A 23,609-nucleotide genomic window follows, 5' to 3' on the forward strand; every position below is an offset into this window, starting at 1 on the left:
GAATCATGCGCACGGTAGTCGATGACGATGGTTCCGTGACCATCGAGGCCGCCCTGGCATTAAGCTCCCTCGTCCTCGTGGCGGCGGGCATCATCGGTGCGATCGCGACGATGGCGTCCTATATCGCGGCGGTGGATATGGCGGGCGCGGCGGCTAGGTCGCACGCCATCGGCGTCGAGTACCAACCGGCGCGCGAGGATGCCCGGGTGAACGTGCAGGAAAGTGCGGGGCTTATCAGGGCATCGGTAAGCGTCGATGCTCCCATTGGCACCATGAGCGCGGAAGCGGTCTTTCCCGCCGAGGTGGCCGGCAATGACTAGCAGGCTCCGCGGCGAGGATGGATACGCCACCATCGCAGCCACCGGAATCATCGTCGCCATTGTCAGCTTATTGCTGGTCATCGTGGCGGTGGGATCTCGTGTGACCGCGCGCCATGAAGCGCAAGTGGCCGCGGACCTTGCCGCCGTGGCCGGCGCGTGGGCCTTAGCCACCGGCAAGGATGCATGTGCGGCCGCAGAAAGCACCGCGCGGGATAACGGCGCGAGCCTCGAGGAATGCACAGAAAATGTACCCGATATCATCGCCGTTGCCGCGGTGCGCGGCCAGAGCGCCAAGGCCAAGGCGGGCCCAGTCTAAACCGCGGCATCCTGCGTCATGGTGACGAGCGCGCCGAGCAGCTTGATGGCGCCGTCCTTGCTCAGAGGGTTATTGCCGTTGCCGCACTTGGGCGATTGCACGCACGATGGGCACCCGGCCTCGCACGGGCAGGAGCGCACCGCCTCAAAGGTGGCCGCGATCCACTCGGGGAAGCGGCGGAATCCCTCTTCGGCAAACCCGGCACCACCGGGGTGGCCGTCGTAAACAAAGACGGTGGGAAGCTGTGTATCCGCGTGCAGGGCGGTGGATACGCCGCCGATATCCCAGCGGTCGCAGGTGGCGATAAGCGGCAGCAGGCCAATGGCGGCATGTTCGGCCGCATGCAGGGTGCCGGGGATATCGGCGGCGGTAATGCCCATCGCAGAAAGCGCCAGCGGGTCGATGGTATAGGCCACGGCGCGGGTGGTCAGCCGCTGTTCGGGGAGATCGAGGGGGATATCGTCGCCGATGGTGCCATCGGCAAGCCGCACCTGGTAGCCGGTGACGCGGTCGGTGACCTCGACCTCCACGTCCGCCACCCACAAGCCCGGGGAATAATTGACCAGGTTATCGGCCTCGCGCACGATGCGAATATCCGTCGTGGAGCGCGGGGTAGTCGAATACTCGGGAGTCTCCGGGCGGGCGAGTGCCACATAATCGGCCAGGAGGAGCTCCTCGATGACAAAACTTTCGCCCTGGTGCAGGTAGACCGCGCCGGGGTGGACTTGGCTGGTCGCGCGGGCTGCATCGATGGTTCCCAAGAGCCGTCCATCAGAGGCATCCACGATCATGACCTCCTCGCCCGCCCCGCCGCGCAGCGATACCGCCGAGTGGGCGGTTTCCGGCGAGAGCTCTTCTGCGCTGGAAGCGGGAATCGGCACGGCGAACCACCCGCGCTCGCGGCGGCGCACGAGGCCTTGCTCCGCAAGCTGGTGGATGACATCGCGTGCACCCCACTCAGCAATGGTGGCATCATCCAGCGGTTTTTCCACCGCCGCGCAGTAGAGGTGTCCAAAGAGGATGTAGGGATTCGTGGGGTTAAAGACGCTTGCTTCTACCGGTTTTCCCAGTAGCGCATCGGGGTGGTGCACCAGGTAGGTATCCATGGGTTCATCGCGGGCGACGAGCACTACGAGCGAGCCTTGACCGCGGCGGCCTGCGCGCCCGGCTTGCTGCCAAAAACTGGCCACGGTGCCCGGAAACCCGGCGGTGACCACGGCATCGAGGCCGCCGACGTCGATGCCCAGCTCGAGGGCGGAGGTGGTGGCGACGCCTAATAGGGAGGCATCGTCAAGCGCCTGCTCCAACCGGCGGCGGTCCTCGGCCAAGTAACCGGCGCGGTAGGCGGCGATGCGCTGCGCGAAATCCGGCCGGCCCAAACTGCCGGAGAGAGTCTCGGCGGCTACCATCGCCACGACCTCGGCGGAGCGGCGGGAGCGCACAAAGGTCATGGTCCGGGCGCCTTCCGCGATGAAGGTCGCCATCATCTCGGCGGCCTCAGTCGTGGCCGCGCGCCGGACGGGGGCGCCGTGCTCGCCTTCCGCACCCTCCAGGAATCCAGGCTCCCAGAGCGCGACCGTGCGCGCGCCGGTGGGGGCGGAATCCTCAGTAATCGCATGCGCCGGGCGGCCGGTGAGGCGCTCGGCATGCCGCGCCGGATCATTCATGGTTGCGGAGGCATAAATGATGGTGGGCCGCGATCCATAATGCCGGCACAGACGGAGCAGGCGGCGCACCACCAGGGCCACATTGGCGCCGAATACGCCCCGGTAGGAATGGCATTCATCGATGACAATGAACTCCAGGTGGCGCAGCACCCGCGCCCACCGCGCGTGCGCGGCCAGCATGGACATGTGCACCATATCGGGATTGGAAAACACCAGGCGCGAATGCTCGCGCACGCCCGCCCGCGACTCCTGGGGCGTATCGCCGTCATAGGGCGCGGGCACCACGTTCTTGAGCTCCGGAATCCCGCGGCACAGCTCGAGCGTGGACTGCAGCTGGTCCGATCCGAGGGCCTTGGTGGGGGTGAGGTAGAGCGCGCACGCGGTCTGATCCTCTGCCAGCCGGGTGAGGATGGGCAGCTGATAGCCCAGGGATTTTCCGGACGAGGTACCGGTGGAAATTACCGCGTCGCGGCCCTGCCACGCGCATTCGGCGAGCTCGGCCTGGTGCGCATAGAGCTTGCCGATGCCCCCATCTACCACCTTCTCCTTCAACCCCGGCAGCACCCACTCCGGCCAATCGGCGTAGCGGGCCCGTTGCGCCGGGAGCGTGGTGTGAAACGTCAGGGTGGACTCAGAAAGGCGCCGCTGGATGAGGTCTAGGAGCTCTTCACCAATGGGGTTATCGCCAGCCGGGTGAGACAATTTTTACCCCCTTGTGAGTTAAATCTATCGCTTTGGCGTGGAACGTGTCACACTGTTGACAGGCCAATGTTGTCTTGGTGCGGTTTTATACTTCACGGTACTGCTCGAGGACCCATTTACCGAATAACTACCGGCGCGGTTGTCCGCGCTACCTCTTTAAGAAAAGGAACTCAGTTCACCATGACTCAAGGAACCGTTAAGTGGTTTAACTCCGAAAAGGGATACGGCTTCATCGAGCGCGAGGACGGCGGCGGAGACATCTTCGTGCACTACTCCGAAATTCAGGGCAGCGGCTTCCGCACCTTGGAAGAAAACCAGAAGGTAAGCTTCGAGGTTGGATCCGGCCCGAAGGGCGACCAGGCGCAGGCCGTTTCCATCCTCTAACGCCTTTAGGGTTTTAAGCGCCCTAGGGCGTTTCGGCGTAGCCGCGGCGGGTATCCCACCACTCCATGATGTTGTTTTGGGCCTTTTGCAGTCCCAAGCCGATGAATACGGCGGCGATAATGCTGATAACCATCGCAAACAGTGGGGTATCGGAGAACGCTAAGCCGCCCACATAACCAATGGCCAAGGCCTGGAATGCCCAGAGCATCACGCCAATGGTGTCGAAGAAAAGGAAGACCGGCCAGGGAAAGCGCATTGACCCCAGCAAAATGGTCATAAAGAGCCTGGCTGAGGGGATAAAGCGCGCAATGATAATGGCCGCGCCACCGCCGCGGCGCATATTGCGTTTTACCCAGGTGAGGGCCTCGTAGGCCTTCGTACCTTTTTGAATGCGATTGAGCAGCGGCATGAACCGCGTGCCCAGCAAAAAGCACAGGTTATCGCCCAACATGGCGGCTACGAGCGCCGCAAAGAACATGGTGGGCAGGTGCGGAAATCCCTGCGATCCGGCCCAGGCGCCGGCCATATTCAGCGGGATTTCAGAGGGGAGCACTGGAAAGAAACAGTCCCCGAAAATGAGCAGGCCCACGATCGGATACACCCACTCCGTGCCCATGATGGCTTCAATCCACATCGTTACTGTGTCAACCATCTAATCCTCCACGGGGTGTGTTGTGGGTGTGCTATCGTCCCCAACAATGCTTTCACAGCTGCTGGACTTTCTAAAAAGGTCAGTATAGACCGGTTCGGTGGGGGTGCGAAGTGCCCCCTACAAAGCCTTTTGGTAGTACCAAGTATATGGTGCGAAGAACGGTATAAACCACCTGTGTACGCTAGGGGCGATTGCTGAAAGCGCACAAATTTTAATGTTCGCATCATCGAAAGGGATGAAGTCGAAGTGGCAGAAGCGGCCGAGCCGGGCAAAACTTTAGTGATTGTGGAGTCGGCGACTAAGGCGAAGAAGATCCAGCCGTACCTGGGAGATAACTACATCGTGGAGGCCTCCGTGGGGCATATCCGCGATCTCCCGCGGGGCGCTGCCGACGTGCCGGCGAAGTTCAAGAAAGAATCTTGGGCCCGCTTGGGTGTTAACCCGGAAGATGATTTCGCCCCGCTTTACGTCGTCAGCCCGGATAAAAAGAAAAAGGTCGCTGACCTCAAATCCAAGCTGAAGCAGTGCGATAACCTCTTGCTGGCAACAGACCCGGACCGCGAGGGCGAGGCCATTGCTTGGCACCTATTGGAGGTTTTAAAGCCCAAGGTGCCGGTGCGCCGCATGGTCTTTAATGAGATCACCAAGTCCGCAATTCTGGAGGCGGCGGAAAACACCCGCGACTTGGACTATGACCTTATCGATGCCCAAGAAACCCGTCGCATCCTCGACCGCCTCTACGGCTACGAAGTCTCCCCGGTGTTGTGGAAGAAGGTTATGCCGCGGCTTTCGGCCGGGCGCGTGCAGTCGGTGGCCACGCGGGTCATCGTCGAGCGCGAGCGCGAGCGCATGGCGTTTATCTCCGCCGATTACTGGGATTTGCTCGCCACCTTGGACGCGGGCGCTGGCAGCGGCGAGGGCCCGTCGGCCTTTGACGCGCGCCTGACCGCGGTTAATGGCAAGCGCGTGGCTTTGGGCCGCGATTTCGATGATCGCGGAAATGTGAAAACCAAGGACGTCATCGTCATTACCCAGCCGCAGGCGGAGGCCTTGGAAAAGGCCCTGCAGGGCGCGGGCATGAGTGTAGCCGGGGTAGAGCACAAGCCCTATACCCGCAAGCCTTATGCGCCGTTTATGACCTCGACGCTGCAGCAGGAGGCGGGCCGGCGCCTGCACTTTACCTCGGAGCGCACGATGCGTATTGCGCAGCGCCTCTATGAAAACGGCCACATTACGTATATGCGTACGGACTCCTCTTCGCTGTCCCAGCAGGGCTTGAACGCCGCGCGCAGCTCCGCGACCAGCATTTATGGCGAAGAATACGTCTCGGATTCCCCGCGCGTCTATGACCGCCGCGTGAAGAACTCGCAGGAGGCGCACGAGGCTATCCGCCCCGCCGGTGAGTCCTTTGCCACCCCGGGCCAGCTTTCTAGCCAGCTGGATGCGGAGGAATTTAAGCTCTATGACCTAATTTGGAAGCGAACCGTGGCCTCGCAGATGGCCGATGCCAAGGGCACTTCCATGAAGGTGGCGGTCGCTGGCACCGCGAACACGGATAACGGCACCTATGACGTCGAGTTCTCTGCAACCGGCCGCACCATTACCTTCCCGGGTTTCTTGAAGGCTTACGGCGCCGACGAGGATACGAGCAAGAAGAGTGAAAACCGCCTGCCGCACCTGGAGGAGGGCCGCGATCTTCAGGCCGAAGAGGTTTCGGCAGAAGGTCACTCCACCAACCCGCCGGCGCGCTATACAGAGGCCAGCCTGGTGAAAAAGATGGAAGATTTGGGCATCGGGCGCCCCTCGACGTATGCCTCCATCATCAAGACCATCCAGGACCGCGGCTACGTCGTCTCGCGCGGCAACGCCTTGGTGCCTTCGTGGGTGGCCTTCGCCGTGGTGGGCCTATTGGAAGAGAACTTCACCGAGCTGGTGGATTATGACTTCACCTCGTCCATGGAAGATGAGCTGGACTCGATTGCCACCGGCACGGAGGATGGCACGGACTGGCTCAACGGCTTTTACTTTGGCAACGCTGAGGCCAACGAGCACAAGGCGGCCTCCATCGCGCGGCATGGCGGGCTGAAATCGCTTATCGATGTCAACCTCGAGGCCATCGATGCCCGCAAGGTCAACTCGCTCAAGCTCTATACCGATTCTGAGGGCCGCGAGGTCTTCGTGCGCGTCGGCCGCTACGGGCCCTATATCGAGCGCGCGATCGGCACCAATGAGGACGGCAGCGTGGAATACCAGCGCGCCAACCTCTCAGAAACCGTGACCCCGGATGGGCTGAATGAACAGCTGGCGGAAAAGCTCTTTGCTACCTCGCAGGGCGGGCGTCAGTTGGGCGAGAATCCCGAAAACGGCCGCATGGTGGTGGCGAAGGAAGGCCGCTTTGGCCCCTATGTCACCGAGGTCGTCCGCGATGATGAGCGGGAGAAGGCCGAGGCAGAGGCCTTGGAGATCGTCGCCAAGGAGCGCGCCGAAGAGGATAAGCAGCGCGCCGAGGAAGGCAAGCGCGCCAAGAATTGGGAGACTAAGACGGCCGCGAAGCAGAAGGAAAAGCGCATCAATGACTACATTGATGAGAAGCTGAAGCCTGGCACAGCCTCGCTCTTTAGCTCGATGGAGCCGCTGACCGTCACGCTGGAACAGGCCCTTGAGCTGCTATCCCTGCCGCGCGAGGTGGGCGTGGACGACGGGGAGATGATCACCGCCCAAAACGGCCGTTACGGCCCATACCTGAAGAAGGGCACGGATTCGCGCTCGCTGGCTAAGGAAGAGCAGATCTTTAGCATCACCTTGGATGAGGCCCGCCGCATCTATGCGGAGCCGAAGCGTCGAGGCCGCGCAGCCGCACAGCCGCCGCTGAAGCAGCTCGGCGATAATGACGTTTCGGGCAAGCCTATGACCGTTAAGGATGGCCGCTTCGGCCCGTACGTCACGGACGGCACCACCAATGCGTCCCTGCGCCGCGGCGACGATCCGGAGCAGCTTACCGATGCCCGCGCCAACGAGCTCCTTTCCGAGCGCCGCGCCAAAGAGGCCTCTGGGGAGACGAAGAAGAAGTCCACGAAGAAGTCTTCTAAGAAGAGCACAAAGAAGTCGACGAAGAAATCGACGAAGAAGGCCACTAAGAAGGCCACTAAGAAGGCTTCTAAGAAGGCTTCTAAGAAATCCAGCTCGAAGCCTTCGCCCGGCACGAAGAACGTGGTGAAGGCCGGCTCGCGCAAGAAATAAGTGTAGAAATAAGTAAGGTGGCGGGCATGAATGATTTTCTTGCCCGCACCGAGGAGGGCACCGCGGCCTTGACCCGCGCGGTGTCCGAAACTTTTGCTGATGTCACCGACCCAGCCCGGCGCACGCCGCGGGGCTGGCGGCGTTTTGCGTACCTAACGCTAGGCGAGTCCACGGTGTGGGCCCGCCTCTTTGGCTGGAAGAAGGCCCATGCCGCCACGAGCGCGCCGCTTCTGCCGCTATTGGCAGCGGAGGCGCAGGACCCTACCCTGAGCCCCGCCCTGCTGGCCGGCGCGGTGGGGCAGGCGGAAAAGTCGCGCCGCTTGCACCGCCCCTCCCTCCTCGGGGTAGCTGGCGTTAGCGCTAGCCACGCGGCGTATTCGTGGGTGCTTTATCGGCGCGGCGCGCGCAACGATGCCCGCGGGTGGGGCCTGCGCGCCATCGCTTGGGTAGCGGCGATCGTCGCTGCGCGCAAGCAGCCCACCCGGACCGCGGTAGCGGTCGGCGGCGCGGCGGTGCTCACGACCTCGGCGCTGGCGGGCGATCCGTGCCTGCGCACCGATGCGACGAAGGGCTTGAGCCACGGCGCGAACCTCTTGGTTGCGGCGGAAGGCTTGACGGCGCTGCGGGCGCGGCTGTCTTTTGCTGAGTCTCAGCAGAAGACGCGGATACTGAAGAAAAACAAGAAACATCCCAAGCCCACGAAGGTGGCCCGGGCGGTGGGCGCGGCGGAGGCCGGCGCCTTTGCCCTGGGGCACTTCCTGCTAGTCGATGCCCTGACTAGGTAAGGCCCTGACGAGGTAAGCTCCGCTCCGGCTGCATGCTCGGCCCATAAGATAGCCGGCGGTGCACCACCTCGAGGGGCCCGCGCAGGCCCAGCGCCTCGAGCACGCAGGCACCAATTACGGTCACCAGCCACACGCCGCAGGCGAGGGCGGCTTGGCCGAAGGCGCCTAGCTCGTGGCCGTAGTCCAGCGTGAAGGGGTGCACGATAAGGAAAAACAGTATCGACTGGCCCACATAACCGCTCATGGATCGCTTCCCCAGCGCGACGAAGGGCCACAAGAGCACGGGCACGGAGGCACCGGCCGCTATCCGTTCTTGCACGGGCTGCAGGATAAGCGCGAGCCCGGCAAGGATCCCCGGCCCGGTTAGCACGCCGAGGGTGGAATTGGCGCTACTGGCGGCGTTCGCCCAGCGCTGATCTATGACCCCGAGGGTGCCCAAAGACCACAGCGTGCCAATGACCAGCGTTACGGCTGCGGCGATGGCCACCCAGCGCAGGAGTTGGGGGCGGTGAGAGGGGACATCGGCAAGCACGCCCTCGCGCGCCCACACAAAGCCCACCAGCATGACCGGCAGGTACATCAGCACGATGAGCGGGGCGGAGATGATCTGCGCGCCGAGGGTGAGAAGCTGGCTTAGCAGCAGGTCACCATAGGAATTCACGGTGCCGATGGCATCGACGGGGATATCGAGCCCGCCGTCCACCGCGGAGAAAATTAACGTTGCGATGCCGAGCACCGTCAGCGCCCCAAGCGCGATATAAGAAATCTTGCGCAGCGTAGAATTGTGCAGCGTGAGCAGCAGGGCAATGACTATGCCCGCTATGCCATAGACAAACATGATATCGCCCCAAAACAGCAGCACCATATGCACCGCGCCCAGTAGCGCGAGGAAGCCATAGCGCTTGGCGATGACCCTCCTCGCCTCCCGCAGCGGAAATCCCCGCCGCCACAGGCTCATCGCGATGAGCCCCACGCCGAAGCCCAGCAGGGTAGAAAACATGGGCAGGCCGCGGTTGTGCACGAAGAAAGCGCCGAAGACGACGGCGATTTTATCCAGCACGCTGTCATTGAGGATGCCGCCGAAATACGCGCCCGGCCGGTCTTCTGTGATGATCCACGCGGTGGTCATATTCGCTATCGCGATGCCTAAGAGCGCCATTCCGCGCGCCGCATCGGGCACGATGAGGCGGGTGCTTGCCATTAGATTTCGCACCTTTCTGCCAGGCTGGCGCGAATGGGGCGCGCCAACTGGGTCATGCGGCGGCGCCCGCGCAGCTCGATGGATTTCATGACGGTCCAGCGGGCCTGCTCCGCCTCGTTGGCGGTCTTTAGGGTGGCGGCGTTGGTCAAGACCTGGCCGGGGGTGTCCTTGGCCATTTCGGTTAGGCGGGCGGCCTCATTGACGGCATCGCCGATGACGGTGTACTCGAAGCGATCCGCGCCGCCGATGTGGCCGGCCACCACGTGGCCGGAGGCGACGCCGATGCCGGCCTGCAGCTCGAGCCCGCGCAATTCGCCGCGTAGCTCGCGGGCGGCCTGCAGCGCCATCGAGGTCGAGTCGTACACGTTGAGCGGCGCGCCAAAGACGGCGAGGGCGGCATCGCCCTGGAACTTATTGATGATGCCCTTATTGCGGTGCACTACCGTCACGACGTGTTCGAAGAATTTATTGAGCTCCGTGACCACTTCTTCGGGCGAGTGGTTGACAGCGAAGGTGGTGGAACCGATGACATCGATAAATAGCACCGCGACCTTCCGGTCCTCGCCGCCCAATTCGGGGCGCTCATCAAGGGCGCGCTGGGCCACCTCGGTGCCTACGTAGCGGCCGAAGATATCGCGGACACGCTGGCGCTCGCGCAGCCCGCGCATCATCTCATTGAAACCTGCCTGCAGGACGCCGAGCTCGGATCCATCGTAGATATCGACCTCGGCATCGGCCTCGCCGCGGCGCACGCGGTTAATTGCATCCTGCAATTCTACGATGGGATCGACCACGCTCATGATGGCGAAGCTGGTGCCGATAAACCCGGTGGCCAGCGCGGTGAGCGCGAGCGCCACGATGGCCGGAATAATCTCGCTAGCGTCGCCGGAGAAGAGCCTGGTGTGCTGGCCCAGCAGCACCAACACGATGCCGAGCAGCGGCACCCCGGAGGTCATCAGCCAGGTGGAAAACAGGCGATACTTGATGGGTGGCTCGACGGTGGAATCTTCAAAGCGGCGGGCGACGGCCTGCGCGGCGACGGGCCGCACGAGGCGCTCTGCCTGCAGGTAGGTCAAGATGATGACCACTAGGCCCGCCAGGGTGGTGGAGACACCCACGACGAGCCCGAGCCGCCCGGATTGCCCGCTGGAGATAGCCACCGTCAAGATGATGCCGATGAGCCAGACCGCGGCCGCGACCAGGGATTGGTACACGGGGATGCGCAGCACGAGGGTGCGCACCATATTTGGATCGTGCGCATCGGGATTGCGCTGCCAGTCCAGCACGGGGCGGAAGAGCAGCAGGGTAGCGGCGATGCCGATGATGACGGCAAAGATGAGGTAGACCGCCGCCACTCCCTTCAGGTTGGGTAACTCGGCGGCAAAGTCCTCGATTTCCGGCATGGGCAGGAAATAGAGGATGAAGGTCATGATCGCGATGGCGCCGATGAGATTGGCGCCCAAGACCAAGGCAGCGTATACCGGCCATTGGGTTCCCATAAGCCAACGAGCGCCACGCAATAGTCTGTTCATAACTACTTACTGTAGTAAGACCAGTAGGCTAGAGCGAGTGAATACGGGAAGCGTTGCGCAACGATTGGCAGATACCCCAGGTGTGGCCCGCACTATCTTGGGTGCCGCGCGGGCGGCGCGGGGGATGCCGGGGGCAGATCCGCGGGCGATGAGCCATTCCTGGCTCTTTACTGGACCTCCCGGCTCTGGGCGTTCCTTGGCCGCAATCGATTTCGCGGCCGCGCTCATGTGCACCGATCCAGAGGAACCGGGCTGCGGAAAATGCGAGGCCTGCCGCGCCGTGCTGGAGACTAAGCAGCACACGGATTTGGTCTTGGTGGACCCGCAGGAGGTCATCATCCCGGTGGATACGGTGCGCGAGGTCATTGGGCGCGCCGCGAGCTTGCCCACGGTCGCCCCGTGGCGCGTGGTGATCTTCAATAACGCGGATCGCCTCAACAATAACGGCGCCAACGCGCTGCTCAAGACGGTGGAGGAGCCGCCGGAGCGCACCGTGATCATCATGTGCGCGCCTTCCGATGCCCCCGAGGACTTCTCCCAAACCCTCCGCTCGCGCTGCCGGCACCTGTACATCCCCTCGCCGTCGGTGGACAATATCGTTGCCCAGTTGGTGAGCGAAGGCGCCTCGGATCACGATGCCCGCCTCGCCGCCGTCACTTCCCTGCGCCACGTGGGCAGGGCGCGCCACTTGGTAGCAGATCCGACGGTGCAAAAGCGCCGCGCTGTGGCCATCAACCTGGCCGAGGACATCTTCCACGAATCCCAGGGCTTTCAGGCGGTGACCTCGCTTCTCAAGCTGGTGGATGCGGAGGCGAAGGAATCGCACAAGGAGGAAGAAGAAGCGGAGCTGGCCAAGCTGGAAAATACCTTTGGCGTGGGCGCGAAGGGCAAGGGCGCGGCGAAGGCGCAGCGCGATGCCCGCTCCGCCATCAAAGACTTGCAGGAACAGCACAAGAAGCGGGCGAAGCGGCGGGTCATCGATAACCTCGATTTGGTGCTCGTCGATCTCTCCGGAATCTACCGCGACGCGCTGATGACAAAGGTGGGCACGCAGGTGGAGATGACCCACCCGGATTTCGCGGGGCTATCCGGCGAACTGGCGCAGCGGGTGAGCGAGGAGGGCCTCTTGGAGTGCCAGTCCGCCATTTCTTATTGCCGCGAGCAGCTGACCCAGAACGTGGGCACGCAGATTGCCTTCGACGGCTTGGTGGGCAGGTTGCGGCGGGCCTGCCTCTAAGGCCGGTCTTTAGCGCCGGCCCGCCAAAAACCGACCCTGAGCCCCGATTTCTTTTCCGCGCCACCCCTGCGATAGAATCGCCAGTGCTGCTTAAGCAGCGCGCCGCCTTAGCTCAGTCGGTAGAGCATTTCACTCGTAATGAAAAGGTCGCGAGTTCGATTCTCGCAGGCGGCTCCATTTTTTATATGTGCGGGTTTCTTCCTTAATATAAACTCTCCTTCAATAGACGCAGGCCATATGGCCTCGATGAGAGAAGGAACGAGACACTGCTTATTGCTACCGTCGCAGCAGAAATCCTCTTTTGGGCGTGCCTTATTCTGGGCGGTGTTCTCCGATACATCGTCAAGGCCCCAAGAATTGGACTGGCATTCTTTATCGCTACGCCAATTATTGACATAGTCTTGTTAATTTTCTCATTTTTCACTCTGCATACTGACGGCGAAGCGGGATTCATGCACGGTTTCGCAGCTTTTTATATCGCATTTTCGCTGGTCTTTGGCGGTGACATCATTCGCGCAGTTGATCGGAAACTCAGTGGGAGGTCGAAAACCGAGTCTGGGAATCAGTCCGATAATAATTTAAGAAAATCCGTATATGCCAGTGCGGTGACGGCTGCGATCCTTATAGTTAGCATCGCGGTGGTAGGGCTAAACGGCAGCTTCTGGTTGATTTATTGGCTTATTGCCGTGCTCTTTACCCCACCGATGTGGTGGGGCATTGAAAAATTTAGTCGCCGTGCTTAAGTAGGCGCGGAACCACCTTGCCGGTGGCATTGCGCGGTAGCTTGGATAGGAAGTGTACGTCGCGGGGCACGGAGTGCTCGGCGAGCTTATCGTGCACCCAGGCGCGGATGGCATCGGCAGTCAGATCGCGGCCGGCGGCATCGGCAGTAGGCACCGCCCAGACGGCGATGCGGCTGAAGGTCTCGCTATCCTCCACGCCACCCGCGTGCACCTCATCGATGCCGGGCATGGCCTCGAGCACCTCGGTCACGGACTGGGGGTGGACATTCTCGCCACCCACGATGATCATGTCATCGGCCCGGCCCACGACGTGGAGGAAGCCCTGCTTGTCGATGTACCCCAGATCACCGATCGACAACAATCCATCGACCCGATTGAGCTTGAGCTTGGGGTTGGTATAGCCGGTCATGGCGGTGGAATTGGTGAGGTAGATTTCGCCCACCTCGCCGCGGGGAACGGGGTAGCCCTCCTCATCGAGGATGCGAAGCTTGGTGCCATTGGCTACCTTGCCCACCGCATCAGGGTTTTCTGCGACCTGTTCCATCGTGGCCGTTGAGGCAAGAGCAAGCTCCGTGGAACCATAAACGTTGCACAGGATGGGGCCGAAGCGCGCGTTGGTGTCCTTGACCACCTGCGGGGTAAGGGCATTGCCGGCGGAGGCGATGAAGTTCAGGCTAGAGGTATCGAAAGCGCCCTCGGGATCGTGATCCACCAAGCGCTTGAAAAAGATGGGGGAGGAGAGCATGCCGTCGAGGCGGTAGCGTTGGACATCATCAAGCACCTGCTCCGGTTCAAAAACGCGGCGGGTGACGATGGTATTGCGCAGCCCCAAGGCAATATTGATGCAAGCCCAGCCCCAAGTGTGGAAGATGGATGCCGTCATCTGCACGCGCTGATCGGCGCGCCACGGGATATTGCCCACGATGGAGGCGAGGACAACCGGCAAGGTCGGCTCGGGGCGGACGATGCCCTTGGGGATGCCGGTCGTGCCGGAGGACATCAGCACGATGGGGCCGTGCTTGGGAAAGGCGGGCAGCTCGATATCCAGGGGGTTCTTCACGATCTTATCGAGCGTGGGTAGATCGCTTGCCCCCGTATCGTGGGCGATGATGACCGGGATATCGAGGTTGGGATTGACGCGGTCGATGAATTCATCATCGATGACGAGGACGTTAATGCCATTTTCTTCGATGCAGCCGGCGAGCTGCTCTGGGGAAGAACCGACATTGAGCAGGTAGATCCCGGCACCGGCGTAGCCCTTGGCGCCCAAGGGAATGATGATGCCTCGGCCGTTGCGGGCCATGACGCCGAGCCGGATTTCCGGCAGTTCCAGGGACTCTAGGTAGCGGGCGAAATTCTGCGCGTGGGATCGCAACTGGCGGTAGGTGAGGGTGCCGTCGTCATCGATAAGCGCGAGGCGATCGGGGCAGGTTAAATAGGCCTGCTCGATTTCGCGCGCCGTGGTGAAGCGGTAGCGCGCGAGGTTGGGCAGGAGCTTGATCTGCCCGCTCAGCCCGCCTTGCCGGGTAATCAGCCCCGATTTGAAGAGGGCAGGGAAGAACTGGCTGAGCGCGGACGCGTGGAAGGAAACATCAGACAATTTCATGAAAGAGATAACTCCGAAAAGGCGAAGATAACAAAAATATAACTACGATCGATATCGTTAGAAGGAAAGATGATGTTGCTTCTAACTCGAAAAATGTTACTGGAGTGACTAATCTACACTTAAGTTACAAGGTTTGAAGAAAAGGTCCCTCAATGAAATCCCTAAAACTCAAGGCATTTTCGGTCGTCGCTTCCGCGATCGCGGTGGTGGGCGTGGCGGTAGCGGCGCCGCAGGCTAGCGCGGCGGAGCGCAATCTCGTTTCCTTCGGTGACTCGGTCATGGCGGATCCGAACGGCGGAGAATACTTGAAGGACCGCTTCAATCCAACGCGGGTCATCGGGGAAAACTGCCCCACCTCCTTCAACTATGCGAAGCGGGCTGGCGCCAAGATGGGCCTGCCGGTGCGCGATTTCTCCTGCTCTGGTGCGGTGTCGATGTCCAATGGCCCGCAGATCTGGCAGCAGGTTGATGCCGCCATCGGATCTGGCGCGCTGACCCCAGATACGGCGCGCGTGTTGATTACTACCGGCTTCAACGACACCTATAACCACCGCGATCTGAACATGGATCAGATCCGCCGGGAATTTACGGATCGCACCGCCCCGCAGGTTGAGCGGATTAAGCACGCCGCGCCGAATGCCCGCATCCAGATCGTGGGCTACCCCACCATCGGATCGGGTCCGCACTACTGCCTCGTTCACGTTGGCCCGACGCCGCTGGATTCGACCTTCCTGCCCATGGTTCAAGACTACGAGAATAAGGCGCAGTGGATGCAGGTTGATCTGGCGGCACGCACGGGCGTGCAGTTCCTGGATATGAAGCCATCGACCCGTAATAACGGCATGTGTGCCAATGCGAATGACCGCATGTGGGCAGGTCTGGTGGACTTTACGGCGGGTGCGGGTAACCTGCCCATCCATATGAACCAGCGTGGCCACGAGCATGCGGCCAATGTGATTGCGGCTTCCTAGCAACCATTTTCATTACCGCGGACATATTGAAAATGTAGGTATGGTTGTGGACATGACTGTAAAAGCTGTTATTGCCCGCTCTAAGGGTGCGGAAGTTGAGACCGTAAATATCGTCGTTCCCGATCCCGGCCCCAATGACGTCATCGTGCGGGTGCAGGCTTGCGGTGTATGCCACACCGACTTGGCCTACCGCGATGGTGACATCGAGGATGCCTTCCCCTTCCTGCTGGGCCACGAGGCGGCAGGCGTGGTGGAGACCGTAGGTTCTGCGGTCACCCACGTGGAGGAGGGCGATTTCGTCGTCCTGAACTGGCGCGCGGTGTGCGGCGAGTGCCGCGCTTGCAAGAAGGGTGAGCCCAAGTACTGCTTCAATACCCACAACGCGTCCGCTCGCATGACACTCGCAGACGATGATCCGGACGCCGGCACCGAGCTCACGCCTGCGCTGGGCATCGGTTCCTTCGCGGAGAAGACCCTGGTCCACGAGGGCCAGTGCACCAAGGTTGATGAGATGGATCCTGCCGCTGCTGGCCTGCTGGGCTGCGGCATCATGGCTGGCCTCGGTGCTTCCGTTAATACCGGCGATATCCAGCTGGGCGAGTCCGTGGCCATCTTCGGCTGCGGCGGCGTTGGCGTGGCAGCGATTGCCGGTGCGAAGCTGGCGGGCGCGGCGAAGATCATCGCCGTAGACATCGACGAGTCCAAGCTGGAGACCGCGCGCGAGTTCGGCGCCACCGACACCATTTGCTCGAAGGGCATGTCGGAGCAGGAGGTCATCGATGCGGTGCGCGATCTCACCGGCGGCTTCGGCACGGATGTTTCCATCGACGCGGTGGGCATCCAGCCGACGTGGCGCCAGGCCTTCTACTCCCGCGATCATGCCGGCCGCATGGTGATGGTGGGCGTGCCTAACCTGACCGATCACGTGGACATCCCGGCCATCGATCTCTACGGCCGCGGCGGTTCCATCAAGCCGGCTTGGTACGGCGACTGCTTGCCGGAGCGCGACTTCCCCGCATACGTTGCCCTGCACAAGGCCGGCAACTTCCCGCTGGATAAGTTCGTTTCTGAGCGCATCGCGCTTGACGATGTCGAGTCTTCCTTCCAAACTATGAAGGACGGCAAGGTACTACGTTCGGTGGTGGAATTTTAATGCAGATTGAAAGCACAGTAACTTCTGGCAAGTTCCGCTTGGATGGCGGCGAATGGGACGTGGACAATAACGTCTACGTGCTTGGCGATGCCTCCAGCGTCTACATCGTCGACCCTTCCCACGACCTCGATGCCGTGGCAGAGCTGGTGGGCGATCGCAAGGTTGAGGGCATCATCTTGACCCACGGCCACAACGATCACTGCGAGCTCGCGCCGGAGGCGGCGAAGCGCTTCGACACGGATGTCTACATGCATCCGGACGATGACATGCTCTGGCGAGAGGCGAATGGCGATGCCCACTACATCGACCTAGCCGATAACGGCCAGTTCGACATCAACGGTGAGAAGATCACTGTCTACCACACACCGGGCCACTCGCCGGGCTGCGTTGTCCTCTACGTCGATGGCACCCTGCTGTCTGGCGATACCCTGTTCAACGGCGGCCCTGGCGCGACGGGGCGCAAGTACTCGGACTTCGATGTCATCATCGAATCCCTGCGCAACGTCGTATTCAACCTGCCGGATGACACGAAGGTCTTGCCGGGACACGGCGATGCCACGACGGTGGGCGCGGAAGCGGCGCGTATCGACGAGTACATCGAGCGCGGCTACTAATAATCGCGCAAGTACTCCCCGTAGCCGGATTTGAGGAGGGGCTGGGCTAGCGCTTCCAGCTCCGCCTGCGAGATGAATCCGGCTTCATAGGCTGCCACTTCGGGGGAACCGATGACGATGCCCGTCCTTTTTTGCATCACCTCTACGTAGGCGGCGGCCTCGCTCATGGAATCGACGGTGCCGGTATCCAACCACACGCTGCCGCGGTGGAGGCGCTGCACGCTCAGCGCGCCGCGGCGCAGGTAGGCCTCGTTAATGGAGGTGATCTCGAGCTCCCCGCGATCGCTAGGCGTGATGGACTTAGCGATATCGATAACCGAATTATCGTAGAAATACAGCCCGACGACGGCGTGATTAGACCGCGGTTCCTCCGGCTTTTCTTCGATGCTCAGTGCTTGACCAGCTCGGTCGAATTCCACGACTCCGTAGCGCTGCGGATCCGATACCTCATAGGCGAAGATGATGCCGCCCTCTGGATTGCGGCACTGGCTTAGCTCCCCGCCGAAGCCGTGGAAGATATTATCGCCGAGGACCAGCGCAACGCCGTCATCACCAATGAAATCCTCCCCAATCAAAAAGGCCTGCGCCAACCCTTCTGGGCGGGGCTGGACGGCGTAATCGATCATCAACCCGAGTTGGGATCCATCCCCGAAGAGCCTCTGAAAGGCCCCAGCGTCCTCTGGGGTGGTGATGATGAGGATCTCCCGAATGCCCGCTTGGATGAGCGTGGTCAACGGGTAGTAGATCATCGGCTTGTCATAAATGGGCATGAGCTGCTTAGAGATGCCCTTAGTGATGGGATAAAGCCGCGTTCCGGATCCACCGGCAAGGATTATTCCTTTCATCGCTACTCCTCGCTGGCCTCTGCGGTCTCAGCGGTTTTGGCGGTTTCTGCGGCGCTGGGCTCGCTGGTATTGCCAGTATCGCTGGGCTCACTAGGGTACAGCGCGAGGTACAAGGCGAGTGCGGCCCGCCAATTCTGCGGGGAAAAGCCCGTGGCCTCGATTTTGTCTAGGGCAAGCGTTGATTCTTTGGGCCGTGGTGCTTCGGGGCCAGCGATTTCCCGATACTGTTCGGTGCTTACCGGCGTGACCTCTGATGGGTCATGGCCCAAGCCGATGAATACGGACATCGCCATTTCATCGCGCCCGACGGTATCGCCAGAATTGGAAATATTATAGATTCCGTACTCGGGCTGGGTGTGCAGGAGATGCGCGATGCCCTTCGCCAGATCCTCGGCAAAGGTGGGTCGCCCGCGCTGGTCATGAATGACCTTCGGCTCTTTATCGGCTTCGGCGAAGCGGCGCATGGTGGCGATGAAGTTTGGGCCATCGCCAAATACCCACGAGGTGCGCACGACATAATGCTGCGGTGCGGTCTGCGCGGCGGTTTCGCCCGCGGCCTTCGACGCCCCGTAGGCGGAAAGGGGCGAGGGAATCTCGTCTTCGGTATGCAGCTCCTTAGAACCATCGAAAATGTAGTCGCTGGATACGTGCACGAAGGTCAGCTGGTTTTCGGCAGCGATGCGGGCGAGCTTGGCCGGCGCGTCGGCGTTCACGGCCCAGGCGGCGGCGCGATCGTCCTCAGCGCCATTGACGTCGTTGTAGGCGGCGCAGTTGATGATGGCCTCGTATTGCTTCCACTGGCGCTGCGGGGGATTGGTGATGTCGAACTCCGCATGGGTGCAGAACTCGGCATTCTTAAGAACCCGCTTCAGCGCCCTACCGAGCTGGCCATTCGCACCGGTAACGAGGATTTTGCGGGGAGGCATGGGGGCTACGTCGGCAAGCGCAGGCAGGTGCTTATCCTTTTCTGATACCTCACGCGGTTCGAGGGGCCACTCCACGGCGCCGAGGTTGATTCCGGTATAGCGCGCCTCGGGGGACCAGTGCTCGTTGACCAGGTAGGAGTAGGAAGTTTCCTCGAGCGCTTGAAAGCCATTGGCAACCCCGCGCGGTACAAATATGGCGGTCTCCGGACCCACTTCATGGGTGACGATTTCCCCAAAGGTTTCCGATCCTTCGCGGAGATCGCACCAGGCGCCAAAGATCTTGCCGTGCGCGACGGAGACGAGCTTGTCCCAGGGCTCGGCGTGCAGCCCGCGCGTGGCACCAGTGCGGTTAAAAGAAATATTGTTTTGCACCGGCTGGAACGAAGCCAACTCTGGCGCGGCCTCGCCAAGCTTTTCGCGCTGCCAGTTTTCCTTGAACCAGCCACGGTTATCCCCGTGCACGTCCAGCTCGATGATGCGTAGGCCTTCAATGGCGGTGTTGTGTACCTGCATAATTACTGTCCTTGCTCTTTATAGCGGGCTTCTACAGAATCCTTTTGGGAGCGCCACCACGTTTCGTTATCGCGATACCAGGCGATGGTATCTTCCAGACCCGCCCGGATATCGGTATAGCGGGGCTGCCACTCTAATTCGCGGCGTAGCTTGGAGGCGTCCATGGCATAGCGCTGGTCGTGGCCGGGCCGGTCCGCCACGTGCTCGTACAGGGCTCGACCTCCCTGGGTATGTCCCATGATTTCGCAGATTATCTCGATGATGCGCTTATTATCGATGTCCGGCTGGTCAGCGCCGATATTATACGTTTCACCGATCCGCCCTTCCTCGATGATTTTTAGCACCGCCGCGTTGTGATCATCGACGTGGATCCAGTCTCGAACCTGCTCGCCCGTGCCGTAGAGCTTGGGGGTATGCCCGGAGAGGATATTGGTGATTTGGCGCGGGATGAACTTTTCGATGTGTTGGTAAGGCCCGTAATTATTTGAGCAATTAGAAAGGGTGGCGCGCAGGCCAAAGGATCGGACCCATGCCCGCACGAGGTGATCGGAGCTCGCCTTGGTGGCCGAATAGGGGCTGGAGGGCGCGTATGCGGTATCTTCCGTGAACTTGGTATCCGCCCCAATTTCTAAGTCCCCGAAGACTTCATCGGTGGAAACGTGGTGAAAGCGGACATCGTATGTCCGGCAGGCCTCTAGAAGGGTATAGGTACCCACCACATTGGTGTGGATAAACGGGGAGGGATCCCGCAGGGAATTATCATTATGGGACTCGGCTGCGAAGTGCACGACGATATCCGCCTTGGCGACGAGCGGATTCACCACCGTAGGATCCGCGATATCGCCCTCCACTAATTCCACATCGAGCCCCGCAAGGTTATCCCGGTTGCCGGCATAGGTCAGCTTATCCAGGACGGTGATGCGGGTATCTGGGCGCACCTTGGTCATGAGGCGCACGAAATTGGCGCCGATGAAGCCGGCGCCGCCAGTAACGAGCATGGTGTGCATGAGTCTCCAGTGTAGGGCAGTCCGTACAAGCGCTGCGCGTGGCCAGCCCCAAAACGCTTGTACACGCACTTCTAGGCCGCACGACATGATCGTACGGCCTGAAGGCACGGTAGCGGGTGGATAGTAGGGCATGCTCACGCTGCGCCGGGAGGTGGTGGACTAGGTGGTGAATCCGTCCCGGAAGTGTGTGGCGAATAGGCCGGGGAACTGGGTGGTGAATCCACCGGTTCATGAGGCTGAGCAGGCGGGTTAGCGAGCTTGCGCGCCGGGGCTTGCTCTGCAGCGGGGGAGTTATTGAGCTCCACCGAAGGAGAAAGCCCTCCGGTATGCGCTGAGCGGTAACCCACCCGGCCCGTTTCTGGGTCTCTTTCCGCATGCCCCATGCCATTGCGGCCATCGCGGTTATCGTTATTGTCCACGTGGTGCCGGCGGCAGAGCAGAGTGAGGTTCTGGAGGTCTGTAGCTCCCCCGTGGGACCACGCCTGCAGGTGGTGGACATCGCAGTCTTGCCACGGCCGGTTGCAGTCTGGGTGGGTGCACACGATTTCACTGGCGGCGAGCGCCAGCTTTTGCCACAGCGACGCGGTGCGCTTGGTGCGGCCGAGCTCGAGCGGGAAGCCTTTGTCATCGACGGCGCAGAAAAAGTCGTTCCGCGCAGCGCCCAAGCGGAGAAGATCGAGCGGGGATAGGTCGATTCCCACGCTCGTGGTGAAGCGAGTATCGCTGTTCATCGCTTGTAGCTCTTCAAGGGTAGTGGCCACGAAGAAGGATCCGAGGCCGTCCGATTTCTTTTGGCCTGCGGATAAGTAGCTGCCTAGTGCCGCGGTCAACTGATCCGCCATGCGCTGGGCATAGGTACGCGTATCGTCTTCGGGGCTCAGGCTCTCGCTGCCCTTATTCTTGGCAGGGGCGAAGGCACTGGCCAGGACCGCGGCGGCAGAGGCATCGAGGTAGCCGGAGATGTGCACGCCACCGTCCGCATCTTGGTGAGAAATGCTGAAGCGGCGCTTGCGGGTGGCCGCGTGCGGATCGCGCTTCCCGGAGGGATCCACGGCATGCTTATTCGCCTTGCGGATGGCCTGACGCAGCCAATCCCGCAGGGATTCATAGGAGCGGCGCTTGGCCTCTTCCAGGGCCTTATTGCGCAGCTCCCATGGCCCAGGAACCGCGAACTTATTGAGGTTGCGCAGTTCCCGTTCGATGAGGTTGAGGACGCGCTCTGGGATAGGGTCTTCCTCGAAGAGCTTCTTGCGGCGCTGTTCTTCCGCGCGGCGCTCACGATCGGCGCGGCGGCGCGCTTCCTCCTCGGCTTTCTTTTGCGCCGCCGCGTCTGCCTCGTCATCCTCTGGCGGGGGAGTAGGTTCAGGATCCTCGATGGGAGCAAAGAGGTTCTTGCCATTGCGCAGGCGGGCGGCGGCCTCAGATTCCGTGAGGCCAAGGCGGGCGACTAAGTAATCCTTGGCCTTAGAGGAGCCGACCCGCCTGCCGGCATCATCGCGCTCTGCAATGAAGGCAAAGGCGGCATCGATGGTGGATTTATTGCCCAACGCCCGCTCTAAATGTTCGAAGTTGGGGTGGAGCAACTCGAAGGAGAGATCGTCCGGATTCTGCATAAGGTTGCGCAGGCGCGTAAGTCCCGCAGCCACATCTGAAATGGCTGTATTGATTTCCGTGTGCTTGGCAGTTTCCATGGTTCCCTCCTTCCTGTTTCGCTTTCATGTTCTATTGTAATCCAATAAAACGCCAGCGCAACAGCAAGAAAGGAATTGGTCAATAGACTGTACATTCCCCACTTAAACGGGCCCAGCCGCAACCAAACGCAAGCAACCCCCCACCAAACAGCGCCCAAAACCACTAATCCGGAAACTTGGGCAACGCTGTTTCATCGAGCCATGCGGCAACGGTGGCATCGAAAAGAGCGGCGTCCGGCGCAGCCTCACGGAAGGCGGAGAGGAGATCGGAGGGCTCGACCACGGAGTGCTGATGCTGGGTGAGGTAAAAGGAGAGGGTGGGGAAGAAGGCATCGCCAAGCAGCCGGTGAATGGCGTGTACCGCGAGGGCCCCGCGCTTGTACACGCGATCATCGAACATATCGCGCGCGCCCGGATCAGAAACCTTGATGTCTTGGCGCTTGCGGGACAGGACCTGATAATGCGAGCGCGCCGCCTCGCGCGCGGATGCGCCGCCCTTGTGCTCACCCCACAACCACTCGCTGTAGCAGGCAAAACCCTCATTGAGCCAAATATCCTTCCACTCAGAAAGGCCAACGGAATTGCCAAACCATTGGTGGGACAGCTCGTGTGCGATGAGCCGCTCAAAGGCGTGATCACCCTTCACATGGTTGGAACCAAAGATGGACAGGCCTTGGGCCTCGAGGGGAATCTCCAGCTCATCCTCGGTAATGACGACCTGATAGGTGGGGAAGGGATAAGGCCCGTAAATAGAGGAGAAGAAATCCACCATCTCCTGCTGCTGGGAAAATTCCTCCCGCACGCGCTCGCGCAAGAACGCCGAGGCCCACGCCTGGGTATCAGGCCCCAGCGAATAAGAAGAAAACTCTCCTACCTGCACCGTTGCCAGGTACGTGGCCATGGGGTGGCGAGTGCGGTAGTGCCACCGGGTGGTGGAACCGCCGGCCTTGCGGGAGACCAACTCGCCATTGGAAATGACGGTAAAGGGGCTATCGGCGGTGATGATGATGTCATACGGAGCCTTTTCTGAAGGCGTGTCATCGCACGGGAACCAGCTGGGCGCGCCATTGGGCTGGCTGGCCACCAATGAGCCGGATTCGGTTTCCTCCCACCCAATTTCGCCCCAGGTGGTGCGGATGGGGCGCGGGCTGCCGCCGTAGCGAATGTGCAGCTCAAACTCGGTACCGGCAGAGATCTCGGACGCAAAACGCAGACGCAGCTTCCCGGAAGATTGGCGGAACTTAGCCACCCGCGGGGCATGCTTGGCGGTCACGCGCCGGGCCACCATCGCCCCGCCGAGGTCCAAAGTTAAGGAGGTCAGCTCTTCCACCGCGCGCACGCTTAAAATGGCCTCACCCTGCAGCAGGTTAGGCTCCACGCGGTAGTTCAAGTCCAGCGTGTAGTGGGTGATTTCAAAACCAAGGTTGAAGTCCACGCCGGTATAGGGATCAGTATGCGCACGCGAAAAGGCGGTAGGAAGCAATGTCATAATATTGCGATCCTA

At 61.2% G+C, this 23,609-nt stretch carries 20 protein-coding genes and 1 tRNA gene; 11 read left to right on the forward strand and 10 right to left on the reverse strand.

Annotated elements, in window-relative coordinates; genetic code table 11:
* The first annotated feature begins 5 nt into the window (after positions 1 to 5).
* Both ACLI1Q_RS01120 and ACLI1Q_RS01125 read left to right on the forward strand, forming a co-directional pair.
* Complete coding sequence (locus ACLI1Q_RS01120; protein WP_284849730.1) at positions 6 to 320, forward strand: hypothetical protein; 315 nt, start codon at positions 6 to 8, stop codon at positions 318 to 320.
* A complete protein-coding gene (locus tag ACLI1Q_RS01125; protein WP_284849729.1) occupies positions 313 to 636 on the forward strand; it encodes an Rv3654c family TadE-like protein in 324 nt (107 codons plus the stop codon). The genes ACLI1Q_RS01120 and ACLI1Q_RS01125 overlap by 8 nt, the downstream gene beginning before the upstream one ends.
* Here the strand turns inward: ACLI1Q_RS01125 and ACLI1Q_RS01130 are convergent.
* Complete coding sequence (locus ACLI1Q_RS01130) at positions 633 to 3,005, reverse strand: DEAD/DEAH box helicase (RefSeq protein ID WP_284849728.1); 2,373 nt, start codon at positions 3,003 to 3,005, stop codon at positions 633 to 635. The two genes, ACLI1Q_RS01125 and ACLI1Q_RS01130, sit on opposite strands and share 4 nt — an antisense overlap.
* A 180-nt stretch (positions 3,006 to 3,185) precedes the next feature.
* Between ACLI1Q_RS01130 and ACLI1Q_RS01135 the strand changes: the two genes are divergently transcribed.
* Positions 3,186 to 3,389, forward strand: coding sequence for a cold-shock protein (locus ACLI1Q_RS01135; protein ID WP_005276524.1), 204 nt, complete (start codon positions 3,186 to 3,188; stop codon positions 3,387 to 3,389).
* 22 nt (positions 3,390 to 3,411) lie between these two features.
* On the opposite strand, the gene ACLI1Q_RS01140 is transcribed toward ACLI1Q_RS01135, so the two are convergent.
* Positions 3,412 to 4,041 carry a DedA family protein gene (locus tag ACLI1Q_RS01140; RefSeq protein ID WP_284849727.1) on the reverse strand — a complete coding sequence of 210 codons (630 nt, stop codon included), beginning with the start codon at positions 4,039 to 4,041 and terminating at the stop codon, positions 3,412 to 3,414.
* Positions 4,042 to 4,287: 246 nt separating this feature from the next.
* On the opposite strand from ACLI1Q_RS01140, the gene topA reads away from it, so the two are divergent.
* Together topA and ACLI1Q_RS01150 are read left to right on the forward strand one after the other, a co-directional pair.
* The gene (gene topA, locus ACLI1Q_RS01145) at positions 4,288 to 7,281 is read left to right on the forward strand and encodes a type I DNA topoisomerase (protein ID WP_284869869.1); all 2,994 of its coding nucleotides are present in this window, start codon (positions 4,288 to 4,290) and stop codon (positions 7,279 to 7,281) included.
* Positions 7,282 to 7,307: 26 nt separating this feature from the next.
* Positions 7,308 to 8,066 (forward strand): hypothetical protein, encoded by a 759-nt coding sequence (locus tag ACLI1Q_RS01150; RefSeq protein ID WP_239275269.1) that lies wholly within the window; start codon positions 7,308 to 7,310, stop codon positions 8,064 to 8,066.
* Here the strand turns inward: ACLI1Q_RS01150 and ACLI1Q_RS01155 are convergent.
* Entirely contained in the window at positions 8,059 to 9,267 is a 1,209-nt protein-coding gene (locus tag ACLI1Q_RS01155; RefSeq protein ID WP_239275271.1) for a DUF418 domain-containing protein, read from the reverse strand. The genes ACLI1Q_RS01150 and ACLI1Q_RS01155 overlap by 8 nt on opposite strands.
* Positions 9,267 to 10,799: an adenylate/guanylate cyclase domain-containing protein gene (locus ACLI1Q_RS01160; protein WP_239268910.1), complete on the reverse strand. Its 1,533-nt coding sequence runs from the start codon at positions 10,797 to 10,799 to the stop codon at positions 9,267 to 9,269. The genes ACLI1Q_RS01155 and ACLI1Q_RS01160 overlap by 1 nt, the downstream gene beginning before the upstream one ends.
* Before the next feature lie 37 nt (positions 10,800 to 10,836).
* Between ACLI1Q_RS01160 and ACLI1Q_RS01165 the strand changes: the two genes are divergently transcribed.
* From ACLI1Q_RS01165 to ACLI1Q_RS01175, 3 genes are all read left to right on the forward strand, one after another.
* Positions 10,837 to 12,036, forward strand: a complete 1,200-nt coding sequence (locus tag ACLI1Q_RS01165) for a DNA polymerase III subunit delta' (protein WP_239268908.1) — start codon at positions 10,837 to 10,839, stop codon at positions 12,034 to 12,036.
* Positions 12,037 to 12,137: 101 nt separating this feature from the next.
* Positions 12,138 to 12,213 (forward strand) — tRNA-Thr (locus ACLI1Q_RS01170).
* 224 nt (positions 12,214 to 12,437) lie between these two features.
* Positions 12,438 to 12,779, forward strand: coding sequence for a hypothetical protein (locus tag ACLI1Q_RS01175; RefSeq protein ID WP_239268906.1), 342 nt, complete (start codon positions 12,438 to 12,440; stop codon positions 12,777 to 12,779).
* Here the strand turns inward: ACLI1Q_RS01175 and ACLI1Q_RS01180 are convergent.
* Positions 12,763 to 14,385 carry an AMP-binding protein gene (locus tag ACLI1Q_RS01180; RefSeq protein WP_239268904.1) on the reverse strand — a complete coding sequence of 541 codons (1,623 nt, stop codon included), beginning with the start codon at positions 14,383 to 14,385 and terminating at the stop codon, positions 12,763 to 12,765. The two genes, ACLI1Q_RS01175 and ACLI1Q_RS01180, sit on opposite strands and share 17 nt — an antisense overlap.
* A gap of 152 nt (positions 14,386 to 14,537) precedes the next feature.
* Here ACLI1Q_RS01180 and ACLI1Q_RS01185 point away from each other — a divergent pair, with 152 nt between their 5' ends.
* From ACLI1Q_RS01185 to ACLI1Q_RS01195, 3 genes are read left to right on the forward strand one after another with little or no spacing between them, the layout of a single operon-like run.
* Complete coding sequence (locus ACLI1Q_RS01185) at positions 14,538 to 15,356, forward strand: GDSL-type esterase/lipase family protein (protein WP_239268902.1); 819 nt, start codon at positions 14,538 to 14,540, stop codon at positions 15,354 to 15,356.
* 52 nt (positions 15,357 to 15,408) lie between these two features.
* Positions 15,409 to 16,509 (forward strand): S-(hydroxymethyl)mycothiol dehydrogenase, encoded by a 1,101-nt coding sequence (locus ACLI1Q_RS01190; protein ID WP_239268900.1) that lies wholly within the window; start codon positions 15,409 to 15,411, stop codon positions 16,507 to 16,509.
* Positions 16,509 to 17,123, forward strand: coding sequence for an MBL fold metallo-hydrolase (locus ACLI1Q_RS01195; protein WP_239268898.1), 615 nt, complete (start codon positions 16,509 to 16,511; stop codon positions 17,121 to 17,123). The genes ACLI1Q_RS01190 and ACLI1Q_RS01195 overlap by 1 nt, the downstream gene beginning before the upstream one ends.
* Here ACLI1Q_RS01195 and rfbA read toward each other — a convergent pair.
* The 5 genes from rfbA to ACLI1Q_RS01220 form a co-directional block, all read right to left on the reverse strand.
* Positions 17,120 to 17,968: a glucose-1-phosphate thymidylyltransferase RfbA gene (rfbA, locus tag ACLI1Q_RS01200; protein ID WP_239268896.1), complete on the reverse strand. Its 849-nt coding sequence runs from the start codon at positions 17,966 to 17,968 to the stop codon at positions 17,120 to 17,122. The two genes, ACLI1Q_RS01195 and rfbA, sit on opposite strands and share 4 nt — an antisense overlap.
* A 2-nt stretch (positions 17,969 to 17,970) precedes the next feature.
* Positions 17,971 to 19,407, reverse strand: coding sequence for a dTDP-4-dehydrorhamnose reductase (gene rfbD, locus ACLI1Q_RS01205; protein WP_239268894.1), 1,437 nt, complete (start codon positions 19,405 to 19,407; stop codon positions 17,971 to 17,973).
* Between the two features lie 2 nt (positions 19,408 to 19,409).
* Positions 19,410 to 20,414: a dTDP-glucose 4,6-dehydratase gene (rfbB, locus tag ACLI1Q_RS01210; RefSeq protein ID WP_239268892.1), complete on the reverse strand. Its 1,005-nt coding sequence runs from the start codon at positions 20,412 to 20,414 to the stop codon at positions 19,410 to 19,412.
* A gap of 134 nt (positions 20,415 to 20,548) precedes the next feature.
* Positions 20,549 to 22,105: an HNH endonuclease signature motif containing protein gene (locus ACLI1Q_RS01215; protein WP_284849724.1), complete on the reverse strand. Its 1,557-nt coding sequence runs from the start codon at positions 22,103 to 22,105 to the stop codon at positions 20,549 to 20,551.
* A 163-nt stretch (positions 22,106 to 22,268) separates the two neighbouring features.
* Positions 22,269 to 23,594: a M1 family metallopeptidase gene (locus ACLI1Q_RS01220; protein WP_239268889.1), complete on the reverse strand. Its 1,326-nt coding sequence runs from the start codon at positions 23,592 to 23,594 to the stop codon at positions 22,269 to 22,271.
* Positions 23,595 to 23,609: the final 15 nt, after the last annotated feature.

This window comes from Corynebacterium limaceinasi, from assembly GCF_046717465.1.
In the GTDB taxonomy this organism is placed as follows: Bacteria; Actinomycetota; Actinomycetes; order Mycobacteriales; family Mycobacteriaceae; genus Corynebacterium.